This window comes from Janthinobacterium sp. BJB426, assembly GCF_002735705.1.
Classification (GTDB): Bacteria; Pseudomonadota; Gammaproteobacteria; order Burkholderiales; family Burkholderiaceae_D; genus Janthinobacterium.
The window spans coordinates 67782-80437 of record NZ_PDZL01000006.1 but is presented as its reverse complement, the minus strand read 5'-3'; the positions used below and the strand labels follow the sequence as shown (position 1 = coordinate 80437).

Annotated in this window: 10 protein-coding genes; 2 read left to right on the top strand and 8 right to left on the bottom strand. The window is 64.1% G+C overall.

The window, feature by feature from the left end:
- Positions 1-241 precede the first annotated feature (241 nt).
- Together CSQ93_RS12005 and CSQ93_RS28825 are read left to right on the top strand one after the other, a co-directional pair.
- Complete coding sequence (locus tag CSQ93_RS12005; RefSeq protein WP_199534378.1) at positions 242-2155, top strand: S8 family serine peptidase; 1914 nt, start codon at positions 242-244, stop codon at positions 2153-2155.
- 154 nt (positions 2156-2309) lie between these two features.
- Positions 2310-2486, top strand: coding sequence for a hypothetical protein (locus tag CSQ93_RS28825; RefSeq protein ID WP_158301208.1), 177 nt, complete (start codon positions 2310-2312; stop codon positions 2484-2486).
- Between the two features lie 462 nt (positions 2487-2948).
- On the opposite strand, the gene CSQ93_RS12000 is transcribed toward CSQ93_RS28825, so the two are convergent.
- The 8 genes from CSQ93_RS12000 to tssE form a co-directional block, all read right to left on the bottom strand.
- Positions 2949-4097, bottom strand: coding sequence for a PA0069 family radical SAM protein (locus tag CSQ93_RS12000; RefSeq protein ID WP_099378418.1), 1149 nt, complete (start codon positions 4095-4097; stop codon positions 2949-2951).
- A gap of 128 nt (positions 4098-4225) precedes the next feature.
- Positions 4226-4933 (bottom strand): tRNA-uridine aminocarboxypropyltransferase, encoded by a 708-nt coding sequence (locus CSQ93_RS11995; protein WP_099378256.1) that lies wholly within the window; start codon positions 4931-4933, stop codon positions 4226-4228.
- A 71-nt stretch (positions 4934-5004) separates the two neighbouring features.
- Positions 5005-6786 (bottom strand): methyl-accepting chemotaxis protein, encoded by a 1782-nt coding sequence (locus CSQ93_RS11990; RefSeq protein WP_099378255.1) that lies wholly within the window; start codon positions 6784-6786, stop codon positions 5005-5007.
- A gap of 264 nt (positions 6787-7050) precedes the next feature.
- Entirely contained in the window at positions 7051-7563 is a 513-nt protein-coding gene (locus CSQ93_RS11985; protein WP_099378417.1) for a lipocalin family protein, read from the bottom strand.
- A gap of 34 nt (positions 7564-7597) precedes the next feature.
- Positions 7598-8389, bottom strand: coding sequence for a substrate-binding periplasmic protein (locus CSQ93_RS11980; protein ID WP_233516154.1), 792 nt, complete (start codon positions 8387-8389; stop codon positions 7598-7600).
- A gap of 42 nt (positions 8390-8431) precedes the next feature.
- On the bottom strand, positions 8432-9463 hold the full coding sequence (tssA, locus tag CSQ93_RS11975; RefSeq protein ID WP_099378253.1) for a type VI secretion system protein TssA: 1032 nt from the start codon (positions 9461-9463) through the stop codon (positions 8432-8434).
- A 20-nt stretch (positions 9464-9483) separates the two neighbouring features.
- Positions 9484-12123 carry a type VI secretion system ATPase TssH gene (tssH, locus tag CSQ93_RS11970; protein WP_099378252.1) on the bottom strand — a complete coding sequence of 880 codons (2640 nt, stop codon included), beginning with the start codon at positions 12121-12123 and terminating at the stop codon, positions 9484-9486.
- A complete protein-coding gene (tssE, locus tag CSQ93_RS11965) occupies positions 12120-12593 on the bottom strand; it encodes a type VI secretion system baseplate subunit TssE (protein ID WP_099378251.1) in 474 nt (157 codons plus the stop codon). Before tssE ends, tssH begins: the two co-directional genes overlap by 4 nt.
- Positions 12594-12656: the final 63 nt, after the last annotated feature.

Below are 12656 nucleotides of genomic sequence, written 5' to 3'. Positions count from 1 at the left end.
TCCTTGCCGCCTGCCGTTTTCGTCCATCACGCTCAAAAAGAGTGGACGATATCAGTCATCATTGTTGCGTCACGACAATGCAAATCAGCGCCATCCCTTGAAAATCAAGCACTTGGCCTTCTGGCACAGCCCTTGCTAAAGATCATGCTATCGGCGCTAGAGCAACAGGCGCCGCAGCAGGCGGGCGGAGCACCTCAAGCGGTGAGCCGCACGCCCTCCAGGACCCAGCAAGGAGCGCCGCGTGCCGACGACCATGGAAGTATCCACCACCCACGACAGCCTGGCCAATCATGGCTTGCTGCCCGGCCTGGCTGCCTTGCAAGATGGCAACACCGGCTGTGCCGACATCTGCATCGCCGTGCTCGACGGTCCCGTCGATACCAGCCATCCCTGCTTTGCCGGCGCCAGGCTGCAACTGCTCGACACGCTCGCCACGGGTGCCAGCGGCAGCGGCCGGGCATCGCAACATGGCACCCATGTCGCCAGCATCATCTTTGGCCAGCCCGGCAGCCCCGTCACGGGCCTGGCCCCCCATTGTCGGGGCTTGATCCTACCCATCTTTGCCGACCGCGCCGACGGCGCACTGACACAATGCACGCAGCTCGACCTGGCCCGCGCCATCACCCAGGCCGTCGAGCACGGCGCGCACATCATCAATGTCAGCGGCGGTGAACTGTCCGACAGCGGCAGCGCCGATGGCCTGTTGCAAAAAGCCATACAGCTGTGCCATGAACGCAACGTCCTGCTGATCGCGGCGGCGGGCAATGACGGCTGCGATTGCCTGCATATTCCCGCCTCCATCGAGTACACCCTGGTGGTCGGCGCCCTGGACCGGCAAGGCGCGCCCATGCCCAACAGCAACTGGGGCGAAGCCTATCGCGCGCGCGGCATCATGGCGCCCGGCACCGACATCCTCGGCGCAGCTCCCGCAGGGCGCGTGCGGCTCAGCAGCGGCACCAGCTTTGCCACCCCGATCGTCTCGGCCATCGCAGCCTTGCTGCTATGCCGGCAACACCAACATGGGGATCGTCCTGACCCTCGTGGAGTTTGCAGCGCATTGCTGCAGAGCGCAACGCGTTGCAACACCAATGGCGAGCTGGACTGTCGCCGCCTCCTGACTGGGACATTGAATGTGCCGGACGCCACTCAACTATTATTAAAAGGGAAAATTGAAATGTCAGACGATACTGTGATTGAAGCGAGCCCAGCCAATGCCGACACTTCCGCGCAGGCGCATCCGCTCAGCATTCCCATGCTGGAAACCCCCTCCCCGGCCAACTTCGCGGGCCCTTCCGGCGCGACGCGACAAGGCATCAGCGCTTCCGGCATCGATGCCTCCGATTGCGGCTGCGGCGGCGGCAGCGCCAAGGGCCCGACCCTGGTGTATGCGCTGGGCAACCTGGGCATTGACTTCGGCAGTGAAGCGCGCCGCGATTCCTTCGTCCAGGCCATGCCACCAGGCAGGGACAATCCTGGCGATCCGCAGCAATTGATCGAATTCCTGCGCGCAAAGCCATATTTCCGCCAATCGCTGACCTGGACCGTCAACCTGGACGCCACGCCGATTTATGCGATCGTTCCCGTCGGCCCATATGCCGACCTGACCTATGAACTGCTGTTCGAGGCCTATGTCGGCACCATCGATGGCCTGGTCGTCATGAATTCGTTTCCCGGCGTAATCTCGGGCGCCGCCAGGCTGATGTCCGGCCAGGTCGTTCCCGTGATCCAGCCGGCCATCCGGGGCATGTTCAGCTGGAATGTGCCGCAGCTGATCGACAGCCTGATGGCGGTGCAGGACAGCCTGGAAATCAACAGCAGCAACACGGGCGCGCGCCTGGAAAACTTCCTGAACCGCATCTATTACGACTTCCGCAACCTGGGCGTCACGGGCATGGACCGCGCGCTCAACTTCTCGGCCACGAATGCCATGCAAGCGGCGGAAATGCTGGCCAAGACCACCGGCATGCAGCTCGATACCATCGTCGTGCAACAGAGCCCTGTCTGCCGCCCGGGCTCAGAATGCTACGACATCATCATGACCTTCTTCAACCCGGAAAACCTGCAGGTAGCCAACACGGTCGCCCGCTTCGCAGTCGACGTCAGCGACGTGATACCGGTCAGCGTCGGCGCAGTGCGCTACTGGTCGCAACGCTAACGTCAACAGCATTTGAATTGTCGGGGCACGTGGGCGCAGCGATGCGTGCACGCGCCTCAGCATACGGTCGTTGGCGGGAAACGATCAGCACCGTACTTCGGTACGCACACCCATTGCCGTTGCCCGCGGCGGCGCCACCACAAGGAGTTTCGAAATGAACAATCTGCCATTGCAAGCCAAAGCCGTACAACGCAGCCCCAGCATCTCCGCCATCAGCCAGGGCGTCGCTCCTTCCGGCATTACCTGCACCCTGTGCAAAGCGGCTTGCGGCGCCTTGAGCGGCACCGCACAGCAACTCTGCCTGATGGCTTGCAACGCCACCGTTTGCTGATCAAGCCAGCAAGATCGAGCCATCCCGGCTAAACCCGGCATGCCTGCGGGCGATGAGTTTCTCGTCGCCCGTTCAGCCAGCCAGCATCACCCACGATTGAGGAAGGACAGCGATGCGACTCCCACTACAAAGCCCGCCTGTTTCGCGCAGCGCGCGTGGCCCTATCAACGTACAAGCCAACGTACAAGCCAGCGGCCCGCATACCAGCGGCATGCAGCCGTCCGCTTGCGGACCGACCAACACGGGCCAAGGCCAGTGCTTCGATACACACGGGCCGATAGGCGGACCGACAGCCCATAATTGCAGCGCCTGCTGCGCCCGGCGCGGCGCGATTCATTGGCAAGGCGTGAATGGCACCTTTGCCATCTGCCACTGAGCACCGATTCCGCTCGCCAGATTCCCGCCTCCTGGCCTCTGCCGGAAGCGGGAACTGCATTGACCGCAGTCCGGTCACGCCATGCGCTAGAACAAATCCAGCTGACCCGCATTTCCCCCTTTTGCCTTGTTTCCCAGCGGCGGCACCACCAGCGGCCGGCGGAACTGCGTGCAATCGAGCTGCTTGAAGCGACCGCCCTTGCCGTGCAGCCCCAGCCGGTGCACGGCTTTTTCAAAGCGCTGGCGGATAAGGTCGGCCCACACGCCTTCGCCCCGCATGCGCGCACCGAACGCGCTGTCGTAATCCTTGCCGCCACGCATTTCACGTACCCGGTTCATCACGCGCTGGGCCCGTTCCGGGAAGTGCGCGTCCAGCCATTGCTGGAACAAGGGGCTCACTTCCCACGGCAGGCGCAGCACCACGTAATGGGCGTGGATGGCGCCCGCGTCGCGCACCGCTTCGAGCAGCTGTTCGATTTCCGGCTCTGTCACGAACGGGATGATGGGCGCAATGCTCACGCCTACGGGAATGCCCGCCTCCGTCAGGGTGCGGATGGTGCGCAGGCGCCGCGCAGGGGCGGCCGCGCGCGGTTCCAGAGTGCGCGCGATGGCCGGGTCGAGCGTGGTGACAGTCACGGCCACGGCTGCCAGGCGCTTGGCCGCCATGGGCGCCAGAATGTCGATATCGCGCTCGATCAACGACGATTTCGTGATCAGCGCCACGGGATGGTCGCACTCGTGCAGCACTTCCAGCACGCGCCGCGTCAGCTGCCGTTCGCGTTCGCACGGCTGATACGCATCGGTATTGACGCCCAGGGCGATCGGTTCGGGCACATACGAGGGCCTGGCCAGCTCGCGCCGCAACAGTTCGGGAGCATTCACCTTGGCGTAGATGCGGCTTTCGAAGTCCAGGCCCGGCGACAGGCCCAGATAGCTGTGCGTGGGGCGGGCAAAGCAATAAATGCAGCCATGTTCGCAGCCGCGATATGGGTTCAACGAGACGTTGAACGGCAAATCGGGCGAAGCGTTGCGCGTGAGAATGGTGCGTGCCTGCTCGTCGCTGACCTGCGTCTTCCAGGCCGGCGCCGGCGCCGGCGCCTCACCATCTGCCGCATCCAGGCCGCCCACGCTCCAGCCATCATCGAAACCGGCGCGCGCGTGCACTTCGTAGCGCCCCTGCAGGTTCGAGACGGCACCGCGCCCCTTGTGCGCTTTCAGCGATTGCGGCGGCAACATGGCTTGCCCGGCGAAGCTGTCATCGTGCTCTGGAATGATTGCTTTCATGAACGGCCCCATCAACTGTATATACGTACAGTATACTATGCCGCTGTGCGGCCAATATCAAGGGCTGCCATGGTGCTATTTCAAGCTTTTTCCCCCTGCGGCATGACATAACTCAACTGCTGCGCGACAAAACCGTCAAATGCCGTGATCAGGGGAACGAAGCGGACCTCGTCCTGCTCCAACTGCATCAAGGCATAGCACGTCGCTTCCAGGGTCGATAACTGGTCTGGCGCGTGCGCCTTGCGGATCAGGTAATGGGAAGCGGGCGTATCGCGCAGGGGCAGGCGCGGCAACTGTTGCAACAGGGGATTCAGGTACAGCATCTTGCGGCTCTTGCGCCAGGTGGCGTCCAGCACCACCAGCCGCAATAAGGTGGGATCGAGCAAGATGGCGGGGTCGAGCGCTGGCGGCGGCGCGATGCCCAGCGAACGGTCGCCGGGCGTATCCGGGTATAGCAGCACGTTGTGCTTGCCGGCCAGCAGTCCGGCGAGCGTATCGGGGGCAAACTGCTCGCCCGTCAGCATGCGGCTGTTAGGCAAGCTCAGGTGCAGCAAGCGGGCGCTGCCCTTGGCATTGTGGACTTCCAGCGGATGCTGCAGGATCAGCACGTCCACCGCCTGGACAACGGGGGCGATCCAGCGGCAGATGCAGCTGCTTGCTGCGCGCAGGCAGGCGGGGCAGCGCGCCCGTTTGGCCAGTTCAGCCAGGGAGGACGAGGCGGTGGCAGGGCTGGCGATAGCGCTAGAGATAGGGCTGAAAATCGGGCTGGAGGTACGGCGGGTGGTCATGGCGGAGCGCGTTCGCGGCTGTCTTCAAGCCGCGATTGTAGCGCCCGCGCCATGCCGAGGGGAATCTGCGCTTAAAATTCTTCCCATTCGTCAGCGCCGGATGCCACGGGCGCCTTCGGCGCGCGCGGGCGCATCGCTTCCACTGGAGCCGCCTTGTCCGACGTGGAAGCGGTCACGGCCGATGCCGGCGCCTGTCGCTTGGCGGGCCGTATCGCAGGTCGCGCGGCAGCTTGCATGGCAACTCGCGTGGCAGCTTTGATTGGCGCAGACGCCGTCATGGACGGGCCAGCACTGGCGGCAACATATTGCTGCGTCGCATCGAGCTTGAACACGCCCACGACCTCGGCCAGTCTGGCGGCCTGTTCCTGCATGGATTCGGCCGCCGCGGCCGCTTCTTCCACCAAGGCCGCGTTTTGCTGCGTCACCTGGTCCATCTGGCCGATGGCCTGGTTGACTTGTTCGATGCCGGCGCGCTGTTCATCGCTGGCGTCCGTGATCTGGTTCATGATCTGCGTCACATGGCTGATGCTTTGCACGATTTCATCCATGGTGCGGCCAGCCTTGTCCACCAGTTGCGAACCGGCCTCGACCTTTTGCACGGAATCGTCGATCAAGCCCTTGATTTCCTTGGCCGCCGCGCTGGAACGCTGCGCCAGGTTGCGCACCTCGGAAGCCACGACGGCAAAACCACGGCCCTGTTCACCGGCCCTGGCCGCTTCCACGGCCGCGTTCAGGGCCAGGATATTCGTCTGGAAGGCGATGGCGTCGATGACGCTGATGATGTCGACAATCTTGCGCGAGGAATCGTTGATCGAACCCATGGTGCTGACCACTTCCGACACCACCACGCCACCCTTGCTGGCGATCTGCGAAGCGTCGATGGCCAGTTGATTCGCGCTGCGCGCATTGTCGGCATTGAGTTTCACGGTGGAGGTCAGCTCTTCCATGGACGACGCCGTCTCTTCCAGCGAACTGGCCTGCTCTTCCGTGCGTGACGACAAGTCCAGGTTGCCGGCGGCGATTTCGCTCGACGCCGTGCTGATCGATTCGGTGCCGGCGCGCACCTGGCCCACGATGCTGACCAGTTTATCGTTCATGTTTTTCAGCGCATGCATCAATTGCCCCGTCTCATCGCGGCTTTCCACCACGATATGGCTGGTCAGGTCGCCAGCGGAAACGGCTTCCGCCACCTCGACGGCGCGCGTGATGGGACGCGTGATCGAGCGCGTGATCCAGTATGCGCAGGCGATGCCCAGCAAGATGGCCACCACGCCCAGCGAGATCAGCAGCAAACGGCCGTTTTCGTAGCGCGAACGGATTTGCGCGGCCGTTTCATCGAGCAATTTGGCTTCCAGCAATTCCAGCTTCTTCAGCGACGCCAGGTAGATATCGCGCTTGACGGCCATGTCGCCTTCATACAGGCGCTTGCCCAGTTCCAGGTCGCCCGCATTCTTGGCCTTGAACACATTCTTGCGCACTTCCGTGTACGCCTTGCGCGTGCTCAATACTTCCTGGTAGAGCGCCTGCTCGTCCGCGCTCAGCTCGCTCTTGCCGATATCGTTCTGGATTTCCGTGGCGCGTGCCGACGAGACCGCCATTTCCTTTTCGAACTGCTTCTGGTGTTCGGGATCGCTGACTTTCCAGGCGGCGGCCGTGCGCGCCGCATTGACCTCGATGACCTTGGTCCACTCGGCGATCAGGCGCTCATTGCGCACCTTGACGTTGACGAGCGCATCGGTTTCCTTGCTGGCGCTTTGCATCTGCACGATGCCCACCACGGTCAGGCTGGTCAACAGGAACAGGACGGCGGCAAAACCGCCACCGAGACGTACGCCGATCTTGAGGTTTTTCATTACGTGATTCCTATCTGAAGAAAACGATGCACAGACGCCACGAAACCGAGCTACTGCTACGTACCAATATAGCAGGCATCTGCCGTGCGGCAATCACGAGCGGTGGCGCAACGGTAAGGTCGCCACCGGAATGGCAGCGCGCCGCAGCGCACTACTTTGGAGCAGATTGTGAGTGAATCAGAGTGGTATTGCAAGAAATAACATGCAGAAAAGCAACACTCAGAAGATGGTATGCCGCCACGAACGGGCGGCAGGCAAGCAAGGTCAGTTTTGCTTTACATAGATCAATTTTGATGTATCGAAACCCAGGCCAGCGGCTTTTCCGATCAGGCGCTGCTGCAAGGCCGGGTCCATGGTTGGCGTGCGCGACAACAGCCAGAAGTAGGACTTGTCGGGGCCGCTGATCATGGAATAGCTGTAATCTTGCTGGTCCAAATCAAAAACAATGTAGGAACCATAGAAGGGGCCGAAAAACGACACTTTCAGGTAGCCCACGTCTTTCTTGTCGACGAAATACGCCTTGCCTTCCGCATCCTTCCAGACCGCGTCCGCATCCTTGTAGCCGCGATTGAGCACTTTCAGGCCGCCATCCTGGCGCAAGCTGTAATCGGCCGTCACCTGGCTCAGGCCCCGCTCGAAGGAATGGTCGAGGCGCGCGATCTCATACCACTTGCCCAGATAGCGGCTCGTGTCGAAGTTACTAACAGGCACAATATTCTCGGGGCGGCCCACGCAGCCGGCCAGCACGAGCACACACAGGAACAGCAGTTTTTTCATGGTCTTCTCCATCGGGTGAATCAAGGTGGCAACGTCAGGGCAGCAGCGCACGGTCGATGATGCGGCGGATCGCGCCACTATGTTGCATGCGCACGATGGCGGCATTGAATTGTTCGATAAAATCATCGCGATAAGGGTAGGTGGCGGGCCGGCGCGCCGTAAAACCCAGGTGGCCCTGCTGGCTGGCCAGCTGCGCCGTTTCCTGTATCGCCTGCATCGGCGTGCCCGGCGGCCCTTCGCGCCGGATACGCTGCAATTCCCACTGCGCAGACAGGCGGTCGCTGACATAGCAATCGATGCGACCGCGCATCAGCTTGAGCAGATTCGTGCGCGTGCCCTTGGCCGTATCGAACACGATGCTGGCCGCTTGCAGGGCTGCCGTCTGCTTCGCATCACCGAGCAAAAACCCCGCATTCACGCCGATGTGCAGGCCGCCGTAATCGGCGGGCCACTGCCGCAGCGTGCGCTTGGCCAGCACCTCCCGGTTGCACAGCACCACCAGCTGCTCCATCAGCAGCGGCACGGAATAGCGCACATACGGCCGCTCGCTGCGCCACGAATACGGCGGATACAGGGCAAACGCCTCGCCTGTCTGCAGCATCAGCACGCCCCGTTTCCAGGGCACGGGACGCAGCTGCACCGCATACTGCGGCATCGATTGCGCCGCTTCGCGCACGATCTCCGTGTAGATGCCTTTCAGCTGGCCGTTTTCAACGTAGGAGTACGGCGGATAATCATCGTCCCCATAAATCACCAGCGGCGTTACCCCCTCGGCCTGCGCGCTGGCAGCAATGAACAGGCATAGCGCGGCAGGCAGGATGGGCATTCTGGACATGCCCGAAGAGTAGCATGGAAGGGGCAAACGCCATCATCCGCTTGCGCTGTTCGTGCCCAGCATTTCGTCGAGCTGCGCCAGCGTACTGGAGTCCTTCACGACGGCGCGCAACCACAGGTGCAGCGGCAGCTCGCCCCAGCTGGCGGCCTTGTCGGCCAGGTAAGCGACGGGGCTGTGCGGCTCCGTGCGGCGGAAGAAATCGGCCACCTGGCGCAGCTGGGCCAGCGCCTGCTGGCGCTGCACAATGGCGCCCCCGCTGCCACCGGCACCCTGGCCAGCGGCGGCCGGCGCGCCGGCAAAGTCGGCGCCAGGCGACAGCGGCGCGATGAAGTGAATGACGTTTTCCAGCGCTTCGCGCGCGGCGCGAAAACTCGGACCATCGGCGCCGAAACGCGCATCGACGCTGCGCTCGAACGCCAGCATCGACTGCATGCAGTACTGCGCATCAGCCAGCAAGGCGTCGGAAAAGGTGCGCGTATTCCTTTGCCGCGCCGCCTCCATCTGCGCCAGGGTCGTCCCTTCTTCGTGACGCGCATCGCCCCAGCCCTGATCCGCTGCGCCCTGCGCCAGGCTGGCGGCCGCGCGCTGGCGCGCCGCCTCGAAATCCTGCAGCGAGTACAAGCCGTCGGCGCCTTCGGTCAGCGGGATCTCGCGCAGCAGCTGGGGCGTGCGTGACAGCAGCCAGAAGACATTGCCGATGCGCTGTTCCTGGTCTCCCTCTTCCGCCGGCGGGTACAGGCCATCCCAGTAACGTTCGCACAGACCGGCCAGCAGCGCATAGCCATCGCCCAGGCCACGGAAGTGGCGCGTCTTTGCGTGCGCTTCGGCCAGCCACACTGCCACGCGCAAATCCTTGCTGCGCGCTGCGATCAGCTGTTCGCAGCGCGTCGCCACGAAGGGCCAGTCGGCTTCCTTCAGCGCCGTCACCCACTCGCCCTGGTCCAGGCTCGGGTCGTCGTGCTGGCGCGCGCGCGCGATGGCGTCGAGCTCCTGGCTGAAGGTGATATCTTCGCCGCATGGACTGACGGCGCTGACGGGGTGCAGCAATTGCTCCAGATTGAACATGGCGCTCTCCGGAAGGTGGATTATCGGATCGTGTACTTGAACTGCCCCTGCTTATTCGCGCTGACGCGTATCGATGCCACCGGCTCGCCTGCGGCCATGCGCGCCAGCACCGCTTCGGCGATCGCCGGCAGCAGGCTGCCGTTGAGGATATGGTCGACATTGCGCGCGCCCGAATCGACCTCGGTGCAGCGCGCCAGCACGGCGTCGACCAGGCCCGCGTCATGGCTGAACTGCGCCTGGTGGTTGCGCGCGATGCGTGTACCTATCCGCGCCAGCTTCAGCGCGATGATGTCGGCCAGCACCGCGTCGTTCAACGGATAGAAAGGCAGCACCTTCAGGCGCCCCAGCAGGGCCGGTTTGAAGTGCGCCACCAATTGCGGGCGCACCAGTTCTTCCAGCGCGGCCGGCGTGGGCAAGTCTTGCGCCGCCCGGTTCAGGCAGGCGGCCATCATCGCGCCGGACCCCAGGTTCGAGGTGCCGATGATGATGGTGTTGCGAAAATCGACTTCGCGCCCTTCGGCATCATCGAGCACGCCCTTGTCGAAGACCTGGAAGAACAGTTCCAGCACGTCGGGGTGGGCTTTTTCCGCTTCATCGAGCAACACCACGCTGTAGGGCTGGCGCCGCACGGCTTCCGTCAGCACGCCGCCTTCGCCATAGCCGACATAGCCGGGCGGCGAGCCTTTCAGACCGGCCACGCTGTGCGCCTCCTGATACTCGCTCATGTTGATGGTAATGAGCTTGCGCTCGCCGCCATACAGCAGGTCGGCCAGCGCCAGCGCCGTTTCCGTCTTGCCCGTGCCGGACGGCCCCGTGAACAAAAACACGGCTTGCGGCTTGTTCGGGTCGTCCAGGCTGGCGCGCGCCGTGCGCACGCGCTGCGCCACCGCCTCGATGACGTGCTCCTGTCCCAGCACCCGTTCGCGCAGCGCCCCATCGAGGGTCAGCACGGTGCGGATTTCATCCTTGAGCATTTTCCCCAGCGGGATGCCGGTCCAGCCGGCGACGATGCCGGCCACCACCTGCGCATCGACTTCCAGCGGCGACAGCGGCGCTTCTCCCTGCAGGGCCGCCAGTTCTTCCTTCAGCGCCAGCAGGCGCGCCGCGCCGATCTCGCCCGGCCGCTCACCGCGCAGCTGCACGCGCAAGTCGCCGATCTGCGCCACCAGCGCCTTTTCACGCTCCCAGCGCTGCGCCAGCGCCGCGACCATCGCCTGCCCGTCATCATGCTCGCGCCGCAGCTGCGCCAGGCGCGCGGCGCCGGCTTTGTCGGGCACTTCGCCATCGGCCGCCTCGCGGGCCAGGGCGGCGATCTCCGCGCCGACGCGTTCCTGGCGCCGGTGCGCGTTTTCCAGCTGCGCCGGCGTGGCGCGCTGGCCCAGCGCCACCTTGGCGCAGGCCGTATCGAGCACGCTGATGGCCTTGTCGGGCAGCTGGCGCCCGCTGATGTAGCGGTGCGACAGGCGCACGGCATCGACGATGGCGGCATCGCGCACGCGGATGCCGAAATGGCGCTCCATCAGCGGCGCCATGGCGCGCAGCATGGCGCAGGCGATATCTTCATTCGGCTCTTCCACCTTCACCACCTGGAAGCGCCGCGCCAGCGCCGCATCCTTTTCAACATACTTTTTGTACTCGCTCCAGGTAGTGGCGGCGATGGTGCGCAGGGCGCCGCGCGCCAGCGCCGGTTTCAGCAGGTTGGCCGCATCGTTCTGCCCCGCCTGGCCGCCGGCGCCGATCATCGTGTGCGCCTCGTCGATGAATAGGATGATCGGGTGCGGGCTTTTCGTCACCTCGTCGATGACGTTTTTCAGCCGGCTTTCAAATTCCCCCTTCACGCTGGCGCCGGCTTGCAGCAAGCCCATGTCGAGCGCGTGGATGTGCGCGCCCTGCAGCACCTCGGGCACATCGCCGGCGGCGATGCGCAAGGCCAGGCCTTCCACCACGGCCGTCTTACCCACGCCCGCCTCGCCCGTAAGAATCGGATTGTTCTGCCGCCGGCGCAGCAGGATGTCGACGGCCTGGCGTATCTCCGCCTCGCGGCCGATCACGGGATCGAGCTTGCCGTCGCGCGCCAGCTGCGTCAGGTCGGTGGTGAACTGGTCCAGCGCCGGGGTTTTGCTGGCCAGGCTAGCCACAGGATCGTCGGACGTGTCGGCAAGCTGCGGCACTGCCGCGCTTTCCTCTGCGGAACCGGCCGTCAGCTTGTCCGGATGGTGCTTTAATTGCTCCACGCTGAAGCGGGCGAACAGCTTCGAGCCGCGGTATGCGAGCTGCGACAGTTCCGGCTCCGTCAGCAGCGCCAATAGCAGATGGCGGCTGCGGATGGGCCCTGGCTGCGCCGTGTCCAGCGAAGCGATCAGCCAGGCATGTTCGAACAGCAGCGGCAAATGGGGCGAGAAGACGGGCGTGCGCGCGCTGCCCGTGCGGAAGCCGCCGATCTCGCGGCGCAGGTCCGCCTCCAGCGCCGTCAGGCTGATTTCACTGCGCTTCGCGATGGTGACGAAATCGCTGCGCTCCTGCTCCAGCAGCGCAAGGAACAGGTGTTCGATATCGACTTCATACTGGCCCAGCCCCACGCAGATGGCGGCGGCGCGGGTGGCGGCCGTGCGCGCCGTGTCATTCAGTTTGGCGATCAGGGTTTTCAGGTTATTGCTCATAAGGCGGCTCCCTTGCGGTTGATCGAATAGCGCAGCGACGACGGCTGCAGCACGGCGTCGAAATTGACCGTCTCCCCGCCGGATCTCACGGCCAGGGTGCCGCTGATGACAAAACCCACGCGGTTGATGGCGCCCGCTTCGCGCTCCAGGCGGGCGCGCACATTGCGCAATCGCGGTTCGTGGCGTTCGATGGCCGCCTTCAGCGCGGCGCAGATGCGGGTGCGGTCTTCGCTGCTGGACAAACACATGCCGGCGAAATCGATCAGGCCATAGTTGACGATGGAGGCCGCGCATTCCGGATAGGCGTCGAGCGCGCCAGGCGGCAGCGCCACGCGCGTGTTGAGCAGCTCTTCCAGGTCGCGCGCCACCGCATCCTTCAATTGTTCCAGCGACAGGCGCACCGCCACGCCGCCCGCCGCACCGCCGTCGCCCATCAGGCGGTCGAACAGGCCAGGTACATAACTGTCCATGCGCTCTCCTGAAAAGTCGGCGCGGCGCGCGCAGGAGGATGTCCGCCGCGCGCCGCGCAAGGA

What these genes read in the sequence shown, in the direction of transcription:
- tssE (WP_099378251.1), bottom strand. Translation starts at nt 12,593, where the DNA reads ATGGACAGTTATGTACCTGGCCTGTTCGACCGCCTGATGGGCGACGGC.
- CSQ93_RS28825 (WP_158301208.1), top strand. Translation starts at nt 2,310, where the DNA reads ATGAACAATCTGCCATTGCAAGCCAAAGCCGTACAACGCAGCCCCAGC.
- CSQ93_RS11990 (WP_099378255.1), bottom strand. Translation starts at nt 6,786, where the DNA reads ATGAAAAACCTCAAGATCGGCGTACGTCTCGGTGGCGGTTTTGCCGCC.
- CSQ93_RS11980 (WP_233516154.1), bottom strand. Translation starts at nt 8,389, where the DNA reads ATGCCCATCCTGCCTGCCGCGCTATGCCTGTTCATTGCTGCCAGCGCG.
- tssH (WP_099378252.1), bottom strand. Translation starts at nt 12,123, where the DNA reads ATGAGCAATAACCTGAAAACCCTGATCGCCAAACTGAATGACACGGCG.
- tssA (WP_099378253.1), bottom strand. Translation starts at nt 9,463, where the DNA reads ATGTTCAATCTGGAGCAATTGCTGCACCCCGTCAGCGCCGTCAGTCCA.
- CSQ93_RS11995 (WP_099378256.1), bottom strand. Translation starts at nt 4,933, where the DNA reads ATGACCACCCGCCGTACCTCCAGCCCGATTTTCAGCCCTATCTCTAGC.
- CSQ93_RS12000 (WP_099378418.1), bottom strand. Translation starts at nt 4,097, where the DNA reads ATGTTGCCGCCGCAATCGCTGAAAGCGCACAAGGGGCGCGGTGCCGTC.
- CSQ93_RS11985 (WP_099378417.1), bottom strand. Translation starts at nt 7,563, where the DNA reads ATGAAAAAACTGCTGTTCCTGTGTGTGCTCGTGCTGGCCGGCTGCGTG.